Here is a 17,512-nt window from a genome sequence, read left to right on the forward strand (position 1 = left end):
CGATCCCCGCCTGGAAAAGCTTGGCCATCATCTTGCCGCTCTTTGCTTTACAGGCTTTGGCGTTATAACTCCATCATACTGATGACGATGAGGAATCACATGCGAAGCGTGTTGAAGTATCTGTCCACCGGCTTTCTCGCCGCGCTCGTTCTCTTACCCGTGGGGGCTGCGGCGCAGGACAACAAGACCGTGCCGGCAAGCCACACGGAAATGCAGCTTTCCTTCGCGCCGCTGGTGAAGCGCACCGCAGGTGCTGTGGTGAATGTCTATGCCGAGCGCGTGGTACAGCGGCGCCTTTCGCCCTTTGCCGGCGATCCCTTCTTCGAGCAGTTTTTCGGCCAGCAGATGCCGAACCGCACGGAAAAACAGTCGTCGCTCGGTTCGGGCGTGATCGTGACGGCTGGCGGCCTCGTGGTGACCAACAATCACGTCATTGATGGCGCTGATGACATCAAGGTGGCGCTGGCGGATGGCCGTGAGTTTTCCTCCAAGGTTCTGCTGAAGGACGACCGGGTCGATCTTGCCGTGCTGCAGATCGATGCCAAGGAGCAGTTCCCGGTGCTGTCGCTCGGCGATTCCGACAAGATCGAGGTGGGTGATCTGGTGCTGGCCATCGGCAACCCCTTCGGCGTCGGCCAGACGGTGACGAGCGGCATTGTCTCCGGTCTCGCGCGCAACCAGGTGACGCAGGGTGATTTCGGCTTCTTCATCCAGACAGATGCCTCCATCAATCCCGGCAATTCCGGCGGTGCGCTGATGAACATGGCGGGTGAGCTGATCGGCATCAATACCGCGATCTTTTCCAAGGGTGGCGGTTCCAACGGTATCGGTTTTGCCATTCCAGCCAATCTGGTCCGGGTTTTCGTGGCTGCCGCCGAGCGTGGCGATCCGAGCTTCCAGCGGCCCTATATCGGTGCGACTTTCGATCCTGTGACGTCCGATGTCGCGGAAGCGCTCGGCCTGCATCGCGCCCGTGGCGCGCTCGTTGTCAGCGTCGTCAAGGACGGCCCGGCTGAAAAGGCGGGTATCGAGCCGGGACAGGTGGTGACCGCCGTTAATGGCCTCGAGGTGGAGCATCCCGATGCGCTGGGTTATCGCGTGACGACGGCCGGCATCGGCAAATCCGCCGAGCTGACGGTCATGGACAAGGGCAAGGAAAAGAAGGTGACCATCGCGCTCGATACGGCGCCGGAAACCGCGCCGCGTGATGAGCGCCTGATCGAAGGCCGCAATCCCTTTGCCGGCGCGAGTGTCGCCAATCTCTCGCCGAAGCTTGCCGATGAATTGCGCATGCCGTCGCAGATCAAGGGCGTTGTCATCGTTGACGTGAAGCGCGGCTCGCCGGCGTATCGTGTCGGTTTCCAGCCGAAGGATATCATCCTGTCGCTCAATGGCGCGGATATCGGCTCGACGGCTGCGGTCGAAAAGGCGCTGGACGATAATCCCGGCTTCTGGCGCGTGGAAATCCTGCGTGACGGGCAGCGTATCCGGCAGTTCCTGCGATGAGCGACGATCTCTTCGCCCCGCAAGTGCCCGTGGAGGTCGCCAACCGGCGGCCTCTCGCCGATCGCCTGCGTCCGAAGACGCTTGCCGAGGTGAGCGGGCAGCCGCATCTGACGGGCGAAGAGGGCGTTCTGCGCCGCATGATCGATAGCGGCTCCCTGGGGTCGATGATCTTCTGGGGCCCGCCCGGCACCGGCAAGACCACGGTTGCCCGCCTGCTTTCCGGCGAGGCGGGGCTGGCCTTCGAACAGATTTCGGCGATCTTTTCGGGTGTCGCCGATCTCAAGAAGGTGTTCGAGGCGGCGCGCACGCGCCGGATGAATGGCCGGCAGACGCTGCTTTTCGTCGATGAGATTCATCGCTTCAACCGCGCCCAGCAGGATAGCTTCCTGCCGGTCATGGAAGACGGCACCATCATTCTCGTTGGTGCCACCACGGAAAACCCGTCCTTCGAACTCAATGCCGCTCTTCTGTCGCGGGCGCGTGTGCTGACCTTCCGCTCGCATGACGAGGAGAGCCTGAGCGAACTTCTGAAACGTGCCGAGGAAGCCGAGCAGAAACCGCTGCCCTTGACGGAGGATGCGCGGGCAAGCCTCATCCGTATGGCCGATGGCGATGGCCGCGCGGTGCTGACGCTTGCCGAAGAGGTCTGGCGCGCGGCGCGCAGGGATGAGACCTTCGATACCGAAGGGTTGACCCGCATCGTGCAGCGCCGCGCCCCGGTCTATGACAAGAGCCAGGACGGCCATTACAATCTCATTTCCGCGCTGCATAAGTCCGTGCGCGGTTCGGATCCGGATGCTGCACTTTATTATCTCGCCCGCATGTTCGATGCCGGCGAAGACCCGCTCTATATCGGCCGTCGGCTGGTGCGCATGGCGGTGGAGGATATCGGCCTTGCCGATCCGCAGGCGCTTGCCGTCTGCAACGCCGCCAAGGATGCCTATGATTATCTCGGCTCACCGGAAGGGGAGCTCGCGCTGGCGCAGGCCTGCGTCTACCTCGCCACCGCCCCGAAATCGAACGCCGTCTATACCGCCTTCAAGGCGGCGATGCGGGCGGCCAAGGAAAACGGCTCGCTGGTGCCGCCGAAACATATTCTGAACGCCCCGACCAAGCTCATGAAGGGTGAGGGTTACGGTGACGGTTATCGTTATGACCATGACGAGCCGGACGCCTTTTCCGGGCAGGATTATTTCCCGGAAAAAATGGGGCGCACGACCTTTTACGATCCCCCGGACCGGGGCTTCGAGCGGGAAATCCGCAAGCGTCTCGACTGGTGGGCGAAGCTGCGCCGGGAGCGTGGCGCGCGCTGACCTCGTCACGCGGTTTGGCCGAAGCCCATATCGCGCATCGATCTTCACAAACAGAATCAAGCCGCTGGCAAAAAGAGTCGCGAAGTCGCGACAACTGACTGTTTTTAAAGGAAATCAGGATGCCTTGCGATGCGGCGCGGCCTGCGGCTGGGCGGGCAGCATCTTGACCGAGGATTCCGCGAGACCGCTATGACCTTCGGCATCGATCACCAGATGCCAGTGCATCGTTTCGGGAATGGCGATGCGGATCGGCGATTTTTTCGCGACGCCGCCGAGATATTTGAAATCCAGCAATTCGGTAAAGCGCTGGAAGTTCGCACCCGTCATCAGCCGAACATTGTTGATGGACGACAGTGAGACTTCGATGACCGTGCCGGCCCGCAGTTCCTTCAGGTCATAATGTGTGTAGCGAAAATTCGGCCGGGCCATCGCGCGCCTCCGTGTAACGTAATTTTGGTCAAAGAGGATAGGGGCCGCACGGTTAACGCTGTCTTTAAATGCCGTGGATCGGCCTCGAAATTCGCGCGTGCCGCCGCCGTCTGGAATGAAGGTGTGAACATCTATGGGTGCAAAGGAATAATACCAACGTATAATATGTGTATTTAATAATAATAAATTTTTTGCCTTTAACATTGCCCGGTCGAAGTGCAATCGGCGATGTTGAGGGGGAACATGAAAAACGTAACGATATCTATGCGCCTTTATGCGCTCGTCGCATTGTTTCTGGCAATACTGGCTGCGGCCCTGACATTCAGCCTGTTCGAGAGCTACCATGAAATGGAGCGCGAGCGGAAAGCCGGCCTTGCGGCGATGAACGAAACGGCGGTTGCCATTCTCGACCAATATTACCGGCTGGAACAGGCCGGAAGCCTGACGCGCGAGGCGGCGCAGCAGCAGGCCAAGACAACCATTGCGGCGATGCGCTATGGCAAGGGCAGCGGTTATTTCTGGATCAACGACATGCATCCCAAAATGGTGATGCATCCGATCAAGCCCGAGATGAACGGCACGGACCTCACCGCCAACAAGGACCCGAATGGCAAGGCGCTGTTCGTCGAGTTCGTGAATACGGTGAAGGCCGGCGGGCAGGGCTTTGTCGATTATTACTGGCCGAAACCCGGTGCGCCGGAGCCGGTCGAGAAATTTTCCCATGTCGCCGGTTTCGCCCCCTGGGGATGGATCGTCGGCACCGGCGTTTATGTCGATGACCTGGAAGCAGTGTTCTGGCGCGACGTCTATTTTAATGGCGGTGTCTGTCTCCTGGCGGGCCTTCTTGTGGTCGGTGTGGCTGCCGCCGTCGTGCGCAGCGTGACACGGCCGATCGATCTCATTCGCCAGAGCATGCGGCGGATTGCCGACGGTGACGGCGAGGCCGAAATCCAGTTTGCCGACCGCCGCAATGAAATCGGCGCGATCGCCAAGACGCTGCTGGTGTTGCGCGACAGCGTCAATGAGCGCAGCGCGCTGCAGGCTCGCGAGGCGGACCAGCAGCGGGCGCTGGAGGAGGCGCGGCATGGCAACGAGATGGTTCTACGCTCCGCATCCGAGCGGCAGGCCCATGCCATGGAGCGGCTGGGCAATGCGCTCGAGACACTTGCCAATGGCGATCTGACCGTCGAACTGTCGGATATCGGCGCGGATTACGAAAAACTGCGCGTGGATTTCAATCGTGCCGTCGGCGCGCTGCATGGCGCGATCGAGGCGATTGCCAGAACCGGCCATGTCGTCAATGACAGCGCTTCCGACATCAGCGGCGCGACCGGCAATCTTTCCCGCCGGACCGAACAGCAGGCGGCGGCGCTGGAAGAGACAGCGGCCGCTCTGGACGAGATCACCGCCACCGTGCGCACCGCCTCCGAACGGGCCAATGAAGCCCGGCAGATGGTGCAGGACACGAAAACCAGCGCAGGCCGTTCGGGCGAGATCGTCCGCAATGCCGTTGAAGCCATGGGCCGCATCGAGGACTCCTCGAAGCGCATCGGGCAGATCATCTCCGTCATCGATGAAATCGCCTTCCAGACCAACCTGCTGGCGCTGAATGCCGGCGTTGAGGCGGCGCGGGCGGGCGAGGCGGGGCGCGGTTTTGCCGTGGTGGCGCAGGAAGTGCGTGAACTGGCGCAACGCTCCGCCAATGCCGCCAAGGAGATCAAGACGCTCATCAACCGCTCGGCGGAAGAGGTGGGCGGCGGCGTCGCACTCGTGCGCTCCACCGGCGATGCGCTCGACGAGATCGTGGCGCTGGTCAACCGCGTCGAAGGCCATGTGAATTCCATCGCCACGGCGGCGCGGGAACAGGCGACCGGCCTGCAGGAGATCAATACCTCCGTCAACCACATGGACCAGATGACCCAGCAGAACGCTGCCATGGTGGAAGAGACGACCGCGGCCAGCCAGACACTGGCCGAAGAAAGCCAGCAGCTGCGGGCGCTGCTTTCGCGTTTCGAACTGGGGCAGGGTGCGGCGCGCGCGGTTTCGCGGGCGGCGTGATTTGATTTACAGGGATGAGTGAAGGGCGCGGCTGCGGCTGCGCCCTTTGCCATTGGCGAGATGCAAACCGTTCTTCCGTCATGCCGGACTTGATCCGGCCGCCCCCAGTCGCGGTGCGTCTGCTCCGTGAGAAGACTCTCTTGCGATCAAGGACTTGATCGCGCTGGACCCCGGATCAACTCCGGGGTGACGGAGTGCGGACGTTGCGGCTTCGCCAGAAATCCTCGTTTGGCGGACATCGCCAAAGCCTTTGCGAGTTTCGGTTCGGCTTCTCCGTCTGCAGTGTCGCGCGACAGGCCATTTCGTTATTTCCCGCAACCAATAAGGTTTCGTTTACCTCATTTCTTTAAAATTTGTCCTGTATTGCCGCGATAGCGGCCGCTGAAGGTACAGGTTCTCGTATGGCGTATGTTTCCCTTCCGCGTCGTCTTGTGACGTTGCTGATGATTTCCACGGTCATGGTGTCGTGTTCGGCGGAGGGTCTCGTGCCTCCGGCGGAGGTGGATGGCACCACGCGCGTCAGCGCCATTCGCTCGTCGCGGCAGCAGGGTTACAGTGCACCGGCCGGGGCCGTCTATCAGGCCGAGCGGGCCGGACAGAGCGCCGATTATCCTTCCGCCATATCGCAGCCGATGCCGGAACCCTACGCCTCTCAGGATCCGCTGCTGCGGTCGCCGCAGGGCGGGCAGGGTTATTCCACGCTCGACGCGCAGCACCAGGCGCGCATGGCGGCCAGCGGCCATGCCAATATACCTTCCCAGACGATGCAAAGCCAAACCATGCAGAATGAGGCCATGCAAGGCCAGACCATGCCCGCGCAGCAGATGGCCGGCAACCAGATCGCCGAAGGCGAGGGCGGCGTGAACATGGATTCCATGCTGGGTGTGGAACCGGTTCGCGGCCTTGCCGAAGAACAGGATGCGCAGATCGCCGAGGGCGCTTCGACGCAGCCGGTGGTGGATGGCATCGGTACGGACAATCCGGTGGCCATGTCTCCCGCGCGCCGGCAACCGGCCTCCAGCCAGTCACGCCTGATACCGCCGCCACCGCCCGGTTCCTCTTCCCGCCGCCAGCCGGTGGAGGAAGTGGCCATGCTCATGCCGAACGATCCGATGGCGGGTGGCGGGATGCAGAGCAACCGGCAGATGCCGCCCGGCGTCATGCCATCCTCCGAAATCGCCTGCCGTAGCGAATTGCGCCGCCTCGGTGTCGCCTTCCGCGACGTCGCCCGTATTGCCGACGGCCCGACCTGCGGCATCGATTATCCGATCGAACTCAGCGGTCTTGCCAGCGGTGTCGCCATTCGCCCGGCGGTGAAGCTCAATTGCCAGGTCACGCTTGCCTTCGCCAAATGGGTGAAGTTCGAACTCGTGCCGTCCTCGCGCTTCCGCTATCTCTCGGGCGTCGGTCGCATCACGCCGATGGGCGGTTATTCCTGCCGCAAGATGAACTCCCGTTCCAGCAATCCCTGGTCCGAACATGCGCGCGGCAATGCCATCGATATCGGCACCATTACGCTGAAGAACGGCAAGGAGATCGACGTCCGCAAGAAGAGCTTCTTCGCCTTCCGCGAAAAGGCGCTGCTGAAGGCGGTGAGGTCCGACAGCTGCAAATATTTCTCGACCGTTCTTGGGCCGGGCAGCGATCCCAATCACTGGAACCATTTCCACTTCGACCTGCGCACGCGCAAATCCGGTTACAGGCATTGCGATTAGGGTGTGCCGGTGGAGGTTGACGACTGAGTTTGAAAGCGTCTTCTCCGTCATGCTCGGGCCTGTCCCGAGCATCTGCGACGTCGCGATTGGCGATGGGTTGGCAGATCCTCGGCACAAGGCCGAGGATGACGTCGAATGTGGAGGGCGGCTTGTTATCTGCCTGTTGCCGATGACTTGGGCTGCGGATTTCGGGAGAAGGCCGGAATGACGAAGATTGGGGATGTTTCTCCAGCTGCGTGCCAGTTCGATAGCCGCCTGTCACACCGCACAAAAAAAGACCGGCCCGAAGGCCGGTGAAGAAGACAGCCATATCGGGGGGATATCGGCGTCTTTGCAAGGGCATGCAATGGGAAAACGATCCCACGGAGTGGTCTATCCGGCGCGGATATGCGGCAAAAGACATCGCGCCGTACTGACCTGCGGCCAACATGGCTTGCCGCGCCTTTCTGATACGCTATGAGCGTCACATGTTTGTGACAACGGCCCCCTGGAGCCTGCTTTCATGCCCCCTGTTTCGGAGATAATGGTCTTTGCCGCCGCGCTCGCGGCCGCGGGTGTGGTGGCCGGACTTCTGGCGGGATTGTTCGGCATTGGCGGCGGCGCGGTGCTGGTGCCGGTCTTCTACCATGTCTTCGGCCTTCTGGATGTGCCGGAGGCTGTGCGCATGCATCTTTCGCTCGGCACGTCGCTCGCCATCATCGTGCCGACCTCCATCCGTTCGTTCCTGACGCATCGTCAGAAGGGGGCCGTCGATATCGATCTTCTGAAGGGCTGGATCATTGCCGTGCCGCTCGGCACCATCCTCGCATCGGTGGTGGCCGCCCATGCCTCCAGCATTGCCCTGCGGCTGATCTTCGCCTTCATCGCACTGGCGCTCGCCTTCCGGATGATCTTCAACCGGGCGAGCTGGCATCTTGGTTCCGACCTGCCGAAAAATCCGGGCCGTTTTCTGGTGGGAACCGGCATCGGGCTTTTTTCCGGCCTGATGGGCGTGGGCGGCGGGGTGATGAATAACACCTTCATGACGCTTTACGGACGCACCATCCATCAGGCGGTCGCCACCTCTTCCGGCGTCGGCGTGCTGATTTCGCTGCCGGGTCTCCTTGGCTATATCTGGGCCGGCTGGGGCGATGCGGGCCTGCCGCCGTTCTCGACCGGCTTCATCAACTGGATTGCCGTGGTGCTCCTGATCCCCATCACGCTTTTCGTCGCGCCTTATGGGGCGCGGCTCGCGCATGCGCTCAGCAGGAAGCAGCTTGAGCGGGCTTTCGGGCTGTTTCTCGTCTTCGTCGCAGCGCAGTTTTTCTATAGCGTCTACGGCTGATTTTCCCTTTTTGCCGAACGCAGTGTTCAGGCTGCCGGGCTGGCAATCGCGCCTTTCCCGGCCTATATGGCGTGCATCTTACTCGGTTTTTCGAAAGATTCGTCATGAATGCCATTGTTTCGATACGGAATCTGACAAAATCCTACGCAAATGGCTTTCAGGCGCTCAAGGGTATCAGCCTCGATATCAGGCAGGGGGAAATCCTCGCGCTTCTGGGGCCGAACGGTGCCGGCAAGACGACGCTGATCTCGATTGTCTGCGGTCTCGTCAATCCGGGCGAAGGTTCGGTGCTTGTCGGCGGGCATGACGTGGTCAAGGATTTCCGCCAGACGCGGGCGCTCATCGGCCTCGTGCCGCAGGAACTGACGACGGATATGTTTGAGACCGTGTGGAACACGGTCAGCTTTTCGCGCGGCCTGCACGGGCAGAAGAAGAACCCGGCGCTGATCGAGAGCGTTCTCAAGTCCCTGTCGCTGTGGGACAAGAAGGACAATATGCTGCGGGAACTTTCCGGCGGCATGAAGCGGCGTGTGTTGATCGCCAAGGCGCTGGCGCACGAGCCGAAGGTTCTGTTCCTCGACGAGCCGACCGCGGGCGTGGATGTGGCGCTGCGTCGTGACATGTGGAACGTCGTTTCCGATCTGCGCGCCCGGGGCGTCACCATCATTCTCACCACGCATTACATCGAGGAGGCGGAAGAAATCGCCGACCGGGTGGGCGTCATCAATGGCGGCGAATTGCTATTGGTGGAAGAAAAGACGGCGCTGATGAAAAAGCTCGGCCGCAAGCAGCTTTTCCTCGAGTTGGCGCAGCCGGTGGAGCAATTGCCGGAAAGCCTTGCGCCCTTCGGCCTGACGTTTTCGGATGATCGCTGCACGCTCACCTATGAAATCGAGGATAATGGCGAGCAGGGGCGCATCGCCGATCTCCTGGGAGCCCTTTCCGCCGCCAACATCCATTTCAAGGATATTTCAACGCGGCAGAGTTCGCTTGAGGATATCTTCGTTTCGCTGGTCGGAGACCAGAAATGAATTTCGAAGCCATCAAGTCCATCTATCTGTTCGAAATGGCGCGCACGCGGCGCACTCTGCTGCAGAGCGTGGTGTCGCCGGTCATTTCCACCTCCCTTTATTTCATCGTGTTCGGAACCGCGATCGGTTCGCGGATTCAGGAAGTTGGCGGGGTTTCCTATGGCGCTTTCATAACGCCCGGCCTGATCATGCTGACGCTTCTGACCCAATGTATCGGCAATGGTTCCTTCGGTATCTATTTCCCGAAATTCACCGGCACGGTCTATGAAATCCTCTCCGCCCCGGTGTCGATGACGGAAATTCTGGCCGGTTATGTCGGGGCGGCGGCGACCAAGGGGCTGATGATCGGCACGATCATCCTGATAACCGCCACCTTCTTCGTGGATATCACCATTGCCCATCCGTTCATGATGATCCTGTTTTTCGTGCTGACGGCGGTAAGCTTCAGCCTGTTCGGTTTCATCATCGGCATATGGGCGACGAATTTCGAGCAGCTGAACCTCATCCCCATGCTGGTGGTGCCGCCGCTGACCTTCCTTGGCGGCAGCTTCTATTCCATCGACATGCTGCCACCCTTCTGGCAGACGGTGAGCCACTTCAATCCGGTGCTTTATCTCATCAGTGGTTTCCGCTGGAGTTTTTATGAGATCGCCGACGTCAATCCCGTCATCAGTCTGGCGATGATCACGCTGTTCCTGGCGCTCTGTCTTGGCGTTGTCGGCTGGATGTTCAAGACGGGTTACCGGCTGCGCAACTGACGGCGGGCTGGTTTCTGACCTGATTTTATCAGATTGACGCCCGGCTCTCGCCGGGCGTTTTTGTATTCACGACACAGGGTGTGCAGATCAGGCGACCTGCTTCTGCACCACGTCCTCAAGCTCCTCGCCCTTCAGATAGGCAACGAGGTCCTTGATGGTGACGATCAGCAGGCCGTGGCGTTCGGCGAAGACCCTGAGCTGGGGCAGGCGGGCCATGGTACCGTCATCATTGGCGATTTCGCAGATGGTGCCGCAGGGGAATTTCCCGGCAAGACGGCAGAGATCAACGGCCGCTTCGGTATGGCCGGTGCGGCCGAGAACGCCTTCCGGGTTGGCGCGCAGCGGGAAGATATGGCCGGGGCGGGCGAAATCGTCCGGGCGTGAGCTCTCCGATACCAGAGCGCGCACCGTGTTTGCCCGGTCGGCGGCAGAAATGCCTGTCGTGGTGCCGGGAATATAATCCACGGAGACGGTGAAGGCCGTTTTCATGGATTCGGTGTTGCGCGGCACCATCAGCGGAATATCGAGCGCATCGAGGCGCTCGCCCGGAATGGCGACGCAGATCAGGCCGCGCGCATGGTTCATCATGAAGGCGATCTGCTGCGGCGTGATGCTGTCGGAAGCGGCGATGATATCGCCTTCGTTTTCGCGATCCTCGTCGTCGACGACAATCACCATCTCGCCACGGGAAATGGCTTCGATGGCATCTTCAATTCTGGCAATAGTCATTTTCTTTCAAGCCTTTCAAGGGTTATGCCGTTTTGCGGCATTTTCGCGCTTCACGAAGCGCCAAATATCCCTTGGGCGAACAATGCAATGCGAGCCCGCTACGCGCGGGCGTCTTATGCCTTGTCCTCTTCCATCCGGACTATACCGTCGGCTCCGGCCTCTCACCGGATCTGCTGACCTTCCGGCTTTGGAGACCGGAAGCGCTCGCGGGCTCCGGGAAAATCCCGATACCGCCGGTGGGGAATTGCACCCCGCCCTGAGAACGGAACCAACATAAATTATCAAATGAGGGGGAATCAAGGGGCAATGGTTTGCCGGATTCTCAATAGGCGAAAAGAACGTCCCAAATATATTCGAAATGGGGCATTTCCTTTCCGGACCTATGGCGGCCCGGAGATCGGTCTGTCGGTGGTTGGCGTTACCGGTCGCGCAGCCGCAATTCGTCGGTCTGCATCTGTAGCGAGCCGAGTGTGGACAGGAAGCTCATGCCGAGCAGGCTCTGGCCCAATTGCCCGTCCTGCGCGACGAGGGCAGGGATGTTGCGCCGTACGATCGGGCCTATGCCGATCTCGGACAGGGTGACGGGCGCCGCCGACGTGCGGCCGTTCGCGGTCATGACGGGTACGGTGTAGCGCAGGCCCGTCGTGTCGATGCCGATTGCGGCTGCATCGGCATTGGCGAGCACCACCGAGCTTGCGCCGGTATCGACCAGCATATGAATGGTCTTGCCTTCGATGACGACATTCGCCTCAAAATGGCCGCTCATCGACTTGTGCAGCACGATTTCCTGCTCGCCGCCGGCCGTTGTCACCATCACGGCGCGGCCGGGCATCAGGCCGCCCAGCAGCCGGTCGGCGAAGGATTGCAGGTCGTAGCGATAGAGGTAAAGCGAGACGAGGCCGAGGATGATGACGAGCCAGACCGCAAGCTGGCGGATGACGGTGCCGAAGCTGCCGCGCCTTCCCGCCAATATGCCGGCGGAGAGGAGACCGGCGATGGGCAGAAGATAAAGGACCTGGGCGAATTGATCATTGTCGATGCCGAGCGTCCGTCCGCCGTCATGATTGATGAGCAGCAGGCCAAGGCCGACGGCCAGCAGAAGGAGAACGATGGTCAGTCTGTTCATGCGGTATGTGTCTCCCTGGCGCTCTCGCTCAAATTTTCCAGTCTCTGCGGCAGCGCCCGCATGATCGTGCGGCGCTTCTCGTCGCTATACCCTGCCCAGCTGCCGATTTCATCCAGCGTGCGGCCGCAGCCGATGCAGAAACTATTGGTCGCGTCGAGGCGGCAGATATGGATGCAGGGTGTTTCCATGGCGTTCTATATCAGGCCGTCATGTCGCAAGGGCAAGGGCGACGAGAGTAACGATCTCCGTGATCTGCTGGCAGGCGCCGATGGTGTCACCGGTATGGCCGCCGATCTTCCTGTCACAGAGCCTGCCAAACAGCACCGCTGCAAGGACGGCGGCGGCCAGCACACATGCGATGGCGACAAGCGGCAGGGCGTGCAGCGTGAAGAGTATGAAGAGAAGCAGACCGCTCACCAGCGCGATGTTGCGTTCGCTTTCGCCCGGCTGGCCCGCATTTGCGGCAATGCCGGAGGTCTTGGCGGCGGGCAGGGCCTGCCAGTGCCACACCATCAGGGCGCGGCTGAGGACAAGGGCGGCGATCAGGCAGGCAGCGGCGGTTTTTCCGGGCAGGGTCTCGATCAGCGACGCAAGCGCTGTGGCACGCAGTGCAAAGGACAGAACCATGGCGATGGTGCCATAGCTGCCGATGCGGCTGTCCTTCATTATCTCCAGCATGCGGGCCTTGTCCTTGCCGCTGCCGAAACCGTCGGCCATGTCGGCCAGCCCGTCCTCATGCAATGCGCCGGTGATGAGCGCCGTCAGGCCGATGGCGAGCCAGCCCGTGAGCTGCGGCGAGGCATCGAAGCCGGCGAAAATCACCACCAGGAAAGCGGCGGGCAGGGCGATCAGCAGGCCGGCGGCGGGAAAGGTCCGTGCAGTGCGACGCATGGAGGTGCCGTCGGTATCTTCGAAAAACCGGGAAGGAACCGGCAGGCGGCTGAGAAAGGCAACGGAATGCATGACATCTGTTATAAAATCCCCGGCCTTCATGCTCTCTCCGTTGCAGTCGCTGCATTTCCGGTTGTTCCGCGGCGCATCCGCGATTATGAGAGGCGCAACAAAGACCGATTTGCCGGAAAACACAAGTTCCGGACGCATGAGCCGATGCGAAAGCCAACCCGGCGATGAGAGAGACAGATATCATGAGCATGAGCGGATTGCCCTTCGATGATTTCCGCGCGCTGTTGCGCGAGCTTCCCGGCCCGGATACGCACGCGCTTGTGGCGGCCAAGGAGCGCAATGCGCAGCTGACCAAGCCTGCCGGCTCGCTCGGCCGTCTCGAGGAAATCGCCATGTGGCTGGCCGCCTGGTCCGGCCGTTCGCCCGCCGTCACCCGCCCGCTGGTGGCGATTTTCGCCGGCAATCACGGCGTTACCCGCCATGGCGTCACGCCTTATCCGACGTCGGTTACCCAGCAGATGGTGGAGAATTTTGCAGCAGGTGGCGCGGCGATCAACCAGATCTGTGTGGCCAATGATCTCGGCCTGAAAATCTTCGACCTGGCGCTCGATTATCCGACCGGCGACATCACCTGTGAGCCGGCCCTTTCGGAGCGTGACTGCGCCGCCACCATGGCCTTTGGCATGGAGGCGATTGCCGGCGGCACCGATCTTCTCTGCGTTGGTGAAATGGGCATTGGCAACACCACGATTGCCGCCGCGATTAATCTGGCGCTCTATGGCGGCACGGCGGAAGAATGGACCGGTCCCGGCACGGGTTCGGAAGGTGAGGTCATGGCCCGCAAGATCGCGGCGGTTAAGGCTGCGGTGGAATTCCACAAGGACCACCTGTCCGATCCGCTGGAAATCATGCGCCGTCTCGGCGGGCGCGAGATCGCGGCGATTGCCGGCGCCATTCTGGCCGCCCGCGTGCAGCGCATCCCCGTGCTGATTGACGGTTATGTGGCAACAGCCGCTGCCGCTCTCCTGAAGGCCGCCAATTCTTCGGCGCTGGACCATTGCCTCATCGGCCATGTCTCGGGTGAGCCGGGTCATCTTGCCGCCATCGAAAAGCTCGGCAAGACACCACTTCTGGCGCTTGGCATGCGGCTCGGTGAAGGCACCGGTGCAGCACTTGCCGCGGGCATCGTCAAGGCCGCTGCCGCCTGCCATTCCGGCATGGCGACCTTCGAAGCGGCGGGTGTGGACACCCGCATCAGCTCCCGCACCGACCATTGAGGCCGAAGATGGACGTGACGCCGCAAAAGAAGCAACCGGAACCCGCCTTTCGCAAGGAAAAAGGCTGGCGGCATCTTTTTGCCGCCGCCCGTTATTCCGTGCAGGGGCTTGGCCGGTTGTGGCAGGAAGCGGCGTTCCGCCACGAAGTTTTGGCCTTTGGCGTCGGGCTCGCCCTGCTTCTGGTGATCGGCGCGCCCTTTGCGCATCTTCTCACCTTCATGGTATTGATGCTGCTTCTGTTTTCGGTCGAGGCGCTGAATACCGCTATCGAGGAGCTGGTGGACCGCATTTCGCCGGAAATCTCCTCCGTCGGGCGGCATGCCAAGGACCTCGGCTCCTTCGCCGTCTTCTGCCTTTTGTTGGCGAACGGATTTTTCGTGCTCTATTCGCTGGTGGCGACGCTGTTCTTCTGATTTACGCGAAGGACCGGCGGCGCGGCTGGACGGCGTGGGTTTCTTCCACCGCCGGCAGGCTTTGCAGCACGCGCTTGGCCGGCAGGATGGCGATGCCTTCGGTGCCTTCGCGCAGCTTCGACTTCAGGATGAACTGGCCATCATGCTTGGCGAGGATGGCTTGAACGATGGGCAGGCCAAGGCCCGTTCCCTGTTCTGCGCTCTTGATCGCGATCGATCCCTGACCGAAGGCCGACAGCACCACGGGGATTTCGTCCTCGGGAATGCCGGGGCCATTATCCCTGATCGACACATATTGCCCGCCGCCCGCAGTCCAACCCGCCTTCACCAGAATCTCGCCGCCCTGCGGGGTGAACTTCACGGCGTTGGAAAGCAGGTTGAGAATGACCTGACGGATGGATTTTTCATCGGCCCAGACCTGCGGCAGGCTGGTTTCGAACTGTTGGGAAATCCTGATGTTCTTGGCGCGGGCGCGCAGCTGGATCATGCCGATGCAATCCTCGGCGATTTCCAGCATGGAGATGGATTCCTCGTTGAGATCGTAGCGGCCGGCCTCGATACGCGACAGATCGAGGATTTCGTTGATGAGATCGAGCAGATGCTGGCCGGAGCGATGGATGTCGCCGGAGTATTCCTTGTAGAGCGGATTGTTGAGCGGGCCGAGCACCTCTGACGACATGACCTCGGAAAAGCCGAGAATGGCGTTGAGCGGGGTTCTGAGCTCATGCGACATGGAGGCGAGAAAGCGTGATTTCGCCAGATTGGCCTCTTCGGCGCGCCGCCGCGCTTCGTCGGAAACGGAATTGGCGACTTCGAGTTCGGCGATCAGGTCGTCCTTCTCCGTCTGCGAGGAGAGGAGCTTGACGCTGGTCTGGTAAAGCCGGCTGGTGATGCGATGACAGAAGAGGATCGCCATGCCGAACATCAGCGCAAGACCGACATCGAAGGGATCGCGCGAGATGGCCGAGGTCATGCACAGGGCCGCCAGAACCGGCAGGAAGGTCACGAAGGTTGCGCGCCGCAGCATGAAACCGGCCATGGCGGTCAGCGAAAGCGCGATCAGCAGCGTCGAGCCCTTGAAGAAAAGCACGAGTGTCGGGTCGTTGCGCACTGGCTCGACCAGTGCGAACATCGCCCAGGCGCAGCCGATGAGGATCTGAACGCCGAGAAAGAGGTTTTTCCAATGCTGGAGATTTTCGACCGTGATCTCCTGTTTCGCCGCCCGTTTGGCCAGCAGCAGGGATATGGCATGGAAGCTCAGCGCGATCAGCGACCAGAGGATCAAACCGATGTCGCGGGTGATATAGAGGCCGATGATGGAGGCAAGCACGATAAAAAGCGGCATGATCATCGCGCCCTGAAGGGTCTCGGCGATGTGCATGGTCAGCATTTCGCGTTCATAGGCGTCGCTAGCGCCGGCCCCCTGCTGCAGGCGTTCACGCGTCGTCTTCACCGTGTCGAAAACCGCCTTGTTACGGTGTTTTCTCGACCGGTCGACGATGATCTTGTCGGTGGACGTGCTGACGCTTTTACTCATTGTTACAACGCGAGTGACATGAACCCTTGCAGGCTACGCCCAAAATCTTAAGAAGATGCTGCCGTGAAAGGATTTGTTTGCCATTTCTGACAAGGGTTTGTTGTGACATGAGACGAAATGGAGGCAGGCGCGGGCGTTTTTCGGCCTTTCGCGATGGCGGGCTTTTTCTCGCCACGGTTTTTCTCGGCATTCTCATCGCCGCCAAGCTGGACCAGATCAACAGCGAAACCTATGTCGGTCGTTTCTTTGTGATCGATGGCGACACGCTGTCTAAGGGCGAAGACCGGTTCCGGCTGCTCGGTATCGATGCGCCGGAGCTTGCGCAGACATGCCTGCGTGACGGTGGGAGCTGGCCTTGCGGTGAGGAGGCGCGCCGTGTGCTGCAACGGCTGGCCGGCGCTCGGGATTTTTCCTGTTCCGGCAGCTCGAGGGACCGTTACGGACGGCTGCTGGTTTATTGTTCCGCGGGCGGTCAGGATGTTTCCTCGGAAATGGTGTCGGCGGGTTTTGCCGTTGCCTCCGGTTATTTCCAGTTTTCAGGCGAACAGGCGGCGGCCCGCCGGCAGGCACGGGGCATCTGGGCGGGCGAATTCGAAAAGCCGTCACAATGGCGGCGCGAGCATCGGGCGGCGGATATCGAGACGCCGGCCGCGGGTTTCCTGACCATCATCCGCCATCTTCTGGGGTGGAACCATGGCTGAGCCGGATCTGCTGGATGATGGGCTTGATGACGGGCTGGATGGGCTGCGCGGCGAGATCGCCCGCTGCCGTCTCTGTCGTGACAAGCCGCTCAAGGGAATGGCCGATCGCCTGCCGCACGAACCGCGGCCGGTGGTCGTCATGTCGAAGAAGGCCCGCATCCTGATTGCCGGGCAGGCGCCGGGGTTGCGCGTGCACGAAACCGGGCTGCCCTTCAACGATGCTTCCGGCGACAGGTTGCGGCAGTGGCTGAATGTCGACCGGGAGACATTTTACGATCGCGATCGTTTTGCCATCGTGCCAATGGGGTTCTGTTTTCCCGGTTATGACGAAAGTGGCAGCGACCTGCCGCCACGACGTGAATGTGCGCCGCACTGGCGGGAGCGGGTGATGGTGGCGATGCCGCAGGTGGAGCTGATCCTCGCCGTAGGCCAATATGCGCAGGCTTTTCACCTGGGCGAAAAACGACGCAAAACCATGACCGAAACCGTGCATGACTGGCGCAGCTACCTCCATGCCAATTCCGGCCCCGGCATTTTTCCCCTGCCGCATCCAAGCTGGCGCAACACCGGCTGGCTGAAAAAGAACCCGTGGTTCACCGAGGAATTGCTTCCGGTTCTGTGGCAACATGTGGAAATGCGGATTTAGTGAAACAATTTTCTGTTTTTCTGCAAAAATTAGTGTATTGAAAGGA

The 17,512-nt window shown here is 61.0% G+C and carries 17 protein-coding genes and 1 riboswitch; of the genes, 11 read left to right on the forward strand and 6 right to left on the reverse strand.

Annotated features, from left to right (window positions below):
• Positions 1-99 precede the first annotated feature (99 nt).
• Positions 100-1,506, forward strand: a complete 1,407-nt coding sequence (locus tag O3S81_RS03110) for a DegQ family serine endoprotease (protein ID WP_269340899.1) — start codon at positions 100-102, stop codon at positions 1,504-1,506.
• Positions 1,503-2,819, forward strand: coding sequence for a replication-associated recombination protein A (locus O3S81_RS03115; RefSeq protein ID WP_269340900.1), 1,317 nt, complete (start codon positions 1,503-1,505; stop codon positions 2,817-2,819). The genes O3S81_RS03110 and O3S81_RS03115 overlap by 4 nt, the downstream gene beginning before the upstream one ends.
• Before the next feature lie 114 nt (positions 2,820-2,933).
• Here the strand turns inward: O3S81_RS03115 and O3S81_RS03120 are convergent, their stop codons facing one another.
• Positions 2,934-3,248: a DUF1883 domain-containing protein gene (locus O3S81_RS03120; RefSeq protein WP_269340902.1), complete on the reverse strand. Its 315-nt coding sequence runs from the start codon at positions 3,246-3,248 to the stop codon at positions 2,934-2,936.
• A 243-nt stretch (positions 3,249-3,491) separates the two neighbouring features.
• Between O3S81_RS03120 and O3S81_RS03125 the strand changes: the two genes are divergently transcribed.
• The 5 genes from O3S81_RS03125 to O3S81_RS03145 all read left to right on the forward strand — a co-directional run bounded on the left by O3S81_RS03125 (position 3,492) and on the right by O3S81_RS03145 (position 10,134).
• Complete coding sequence (locus tag O3S81_RS03125) at positions 3,492-5,306, forward strand: methyl-accepting chemotaxis protein (RefSeq protein WP_269340903.1); 1,815 nt, start codon at positions 3,492-3,494, stop codon at positions 5,304-5,306.
• Positions 5,307-5,707: 401 nt separating this feature from the next.
• The gene (locus tag O3S81_RS03130) at positions 5,708-7,021 is read left to right on the forward strand and encodes an extensin-like domain-containing protein (RefSeq protein WP_269340904.1); all 1,314 of its coding nucleotides are present in this window, start codon (positions 5,708-5,710) and stop codon (positions 7,019-7,021) included.
• 502 nt (positions 7,022-7,523) lie between these two features.
• Complete coding sequence (locus O3S81_RS03135; protein WP_269340905.1) at positions 7,524-8,345, forward strand: sulfite exporter TauE/SafE family protein; 822 nt, start codon at positions 7,524-7,526, stop codon at positions 8,343-8,345.
• 104 nt (positions 8,346-8,449) lie between these two features.
• On the forward strand, positions 8,450-9,376 hold the full coding sequence (locus tag O3S81_RS03140) for an ABC transporter ATP-binding protein (protein ID WP_269340906.1): 927 nt from the start codon (positions 8,450-8,452) through the stop codon (positions 9,374-9,376).
• Positions 9,373-10,134 carry an ABC transporter permease gene (locus O3S81_RS03145; RefSeq protein WP_269340907.1) on the forward strand — a complete coding sequence of 254 codons (762 nt, stop codon included), beginning with the start codon at positions 9,373-9,375 and terminating at the stop codon, positions 10,132-10,134. The genes O3S81_RS03140 and O3S81_RS03145 overlap by 4 nt, the downstream gene beginning before the upstream one ends.
• 87 nt (positions 10,135-10,221) lie before the next feature.
• Here O3S81_RS03145 and ribB read toward each other — a convergent pair whose 3' ends face one another.
• The 4 genes from ribB to O3S81_RS03165 form a co-directional block, all read right to left on the reverse strand.
• Complete coding sequence (ribB, locus tag O3S81_RS03150) at positions 10,222-10,863, reverse strand: 3,4-dihydroxy-2-butanone-4-phosphate synthase (RefSeq protein WP_269340909.1); 642 nt, start codon at positions 10,861-10,863, stop codon at positions 10,222-10,224.
• Between the two features lie 118 nt (positions 10,864-10,981).
• A riboswitch (FMN riboswitch) is annotated at positions 10,982-11,131 on the reverse strand.
• A 150-nt stretch (positions 11,132-11,281) separates the two neighbouring features.
• Positions 11,282-11,989, reverse strand: a complete 708-nt coding sequence (locus O3S81_RS03155) for a TIGR02281 family clan AA aspartic protease (RefSeq protein ID WP_269340911.1) — start codon at positions 11,987-11,989, stop codon at positions 11,282-11,284.
• Positions 11,986-12,177 carry a DUF1289 domain-containing protein gene (locus O3S81_RS03160; RefSeq protein ID WP_269340913.1) on the reverse strand — a complete coding sequence of 64 codons (192 nt, stop codon included), beginning with the start codon at positions 12,175-12,177 and terminating at the stop codon, positions 11,986-11,988. Before O3S81_RS03160 ends, O3S81_RS03155 begins: the two co-directional genes overlap by 4 nt.
• A gap of 19 nt (positions 12,178-12,196) precedes the next feature.
• Entirely contained in the window at positions 12,197-12,982 is a 786-nt protein-coding gene (locus O3S81_RS03165; RefSeq protein WP_331284170.1) for an adenosylcobinamide-GDP ribazoletransferase, read from the reverse strand.
• Between the two features lie 152 nt (positions 12,983-13,134).
• Between O3S81_RS03165 and cobT the strand changes: the two genes are divergently transcribed.
• Together cobT and O3S81_RS03175 are read left to right on the forward strand one after the other, a co-directional pair.
• Positions 13,135-14,169, forward strand: a complete 1,035-nt coding sequence (gene cobT / locus O3S81_RS03170) for a nicotinate-nucleotide--dimethylbenzimidazole phosphoribosyltransferase (protein WP_269340916.1) — start codon at positions 13,135-13,137, stop codon at positions 14,167-14,169.
• An 8-nt stretch (positions 14,170-14,177) separates the two neighbouring features.
• A complete protein-coding gene (locus tag O3S81_RS03175; protein WP_269340917.1) occupies positions 14,178-14,582 on the forward strand; it encodes a diacylglycerol kinase in 405 nt (134 codons plus the stop codon).
• 1 nt (position 14,583) lies between these two features.
• Here the strand turns inward: O3S81_RS03175 and pdhS2 are convergent, their stop codons facing one another.
• Positions 14,584-16,119: a two-component system sensor histidine kinase PdhS2 gene (gene pdhS2 / locus O3S81_RS03180; protein WP_269340919.1), complete on the reverse strand. Its 1,536-nt coding sequence runs from the start codon at positions 16,117-16,119 to the stop codon at positions 14,584-14,586.
• A 107-nt stretch (positions 16,120-16,226) separates the two neighbouring features.
• On the opposite strand from pdhS2, the gene O3S81_RS03185 reads away from it, so the two are divergent.
• The gene (locus O3S81_RS03185) at positions 16,227-16,820 is read left to right on the forward strand and encodes a thermonuclease family protein (RefSeq protein ID WP_269340921.1); all 594 of its coding nucleotides are present in this window, start codon (positions 16,227-16,229) and stop codon (positions 16,818-16,820) included.
• The gene (locus tag O3S81_RS03190; RefSeq protein ID WP_269340922.1) at positions 16,813-17,466 is read left to right on the forward strand and encodes a uracil-DNA glycosylase family protein; all 654 of its coding nucleotides are present in this window, start codon (positions 16,813-16,815) and stop codon (positions 17,464-17,466) included. The genes O3S81_RS03185 and O3S81_RS03190 overlap by 8 nt, the downstream gene beginning before the upstream one ends.
• The last annotated feature ends 46 nt before the right edge of the window (positions 17,467-17,512 follow it).

This window comes from Agrobacterium sp. SOY23 (assembly GCF_027212525.1).
Taxonomy (GTDB): Bacteria; Pseudomonadota; Alphaproteobacteria; order Rhizobiales; family Rhizobiaceae; genus Agrobacterium; species Agrobacterium tumefaciens_I.

What these genes read in the sequence shown, in the direction of transcription:
- O3S81_RS03110 (WP_269340899.1), top strand. Translation starts at nt 100, where the DNA reads ATGCGAAGCGTGTTGAAGTATCTGTCCACCGGCTTTCTCGCCGCGCTC.
- O3S81_RS03115 (WP_269340900.1), top strand. Translation starts at nt 1,503, where the DNA reads ATGAGCGACGATCTCTTCGCCCCGCAAGTGCCCGTGGAGGTCGCCAAC.
- O3S81_RS03120 (WP_269340902.1), bottom strand. Translation starts at nt 3,248, where the DNA reads ATGGCCCGGCCGAATTTTCGCTACACACATTATGACCTGAAGGAACTG.
- O3S81_RS03125 (WP_269340903.1), top strand. Translation starts at nt 3,492, where the DNA reads ATGAAAAACGTAACGATATCTATGCGCCTTTATGCGCTCGTCGCATTG.
- O3S81_RS03130 (WP_269340904.1), top strand. Translation starts at nt 5,708, where the DNA reads ATGGCGTATGTTTCCCTTCCGCGTCGTCTTGTGACGTTGCTGATGATT.
- O3S81_RS03135 (WP_269340905.1), top strand. Translation starts at nt 7,524, where the DNA reads ATGCCCCCTGTTTCGGAGATAATGGTCTTTGCCGCCGCGCTCGCGGCC.
- O3S81_RS03140 (WP_269340906.1), top strand. Translation starts at nt 8,450, where the DNA reads ATGAATGCCATTGTTTCGATACGGAATCTGACAAAATCCTACGCAAAT.
- O3S81_RS03145 (WP_269340907.1), top strand. Translation starts at nt 9,373, where the DNA reads ATGAATTTCGAAGCCATCAAGTCCATCTATCTGTTCGAAATGGCGCGC.
- ribB (WP_269340909.1), bottom strand. Translation starts at nt 10,863, where the DNA reads ATGACTATTGCCAGAATTGAAGATGCCATCGAAGCCATTTCCCGTGGC.
- O3S81_RS03155 (WP_269340911.1), bottom strand. Translation starts at nt 11,989, where the DNA reads ATGAACAGACTGACCATCGTTCTCCTTCTGCTGGCCGTCGGCCTTGGC.
- O3S81_RS03160 (WP_269340913.1), bottom strand. Translation starts at nt 12,177, where the DNA reads ATGGAAACACCCTGCATCCATATCTGCCGCCTCGACGCGACCAATAGT.
- O3S81_RS03165 (WP_331284170.1), bottom strand. Translation starts at nt 12,982, where the DNA reads ATGAAGGCCGGGGATTTTATAACAGATGTCATGCATTCCGTTGCCTTT.
- cobT (WP_269340916.1), top strand. Translation starts at nt 13,135, where the DNA reads ATGAGCATGAGCGGATTGCCCTTCGATGATTTCCGCGCGCTGTTGCGC.
- O3S81_RS03175 (WP_269340917.1), top strand. Translation starts at nt 14,178, where the DNA reads ATGGACGTGACGCCGCAAAAGAAGCAACCGGAACCCGCCTTTCGCAAG.
- pdhS2 (WP_269340919.1), bottom strand. Translation starts at nt 16,119, where the DNA reads ATGAGTAAAAGCGTCAGCACGTCCACCGACAAGATCATCGTCGACCGG.
- O3S81_RS03185 (WP_269340921.1), top strand. Translation starts at nt 16,227, where the DNA reads ATGAGACGAAATGGAGGCAGGCGCGGGCGTTTTTCGGCCTTTCGCGAT.
- O3S81_RS03190 (WP_269340922.1), top strand. Translation starts at nt 16,813, where the DNA reads ATGGCTGAGCCGGATCTGCTGGATGATGGGCTTGATGACGGGCTGGAT.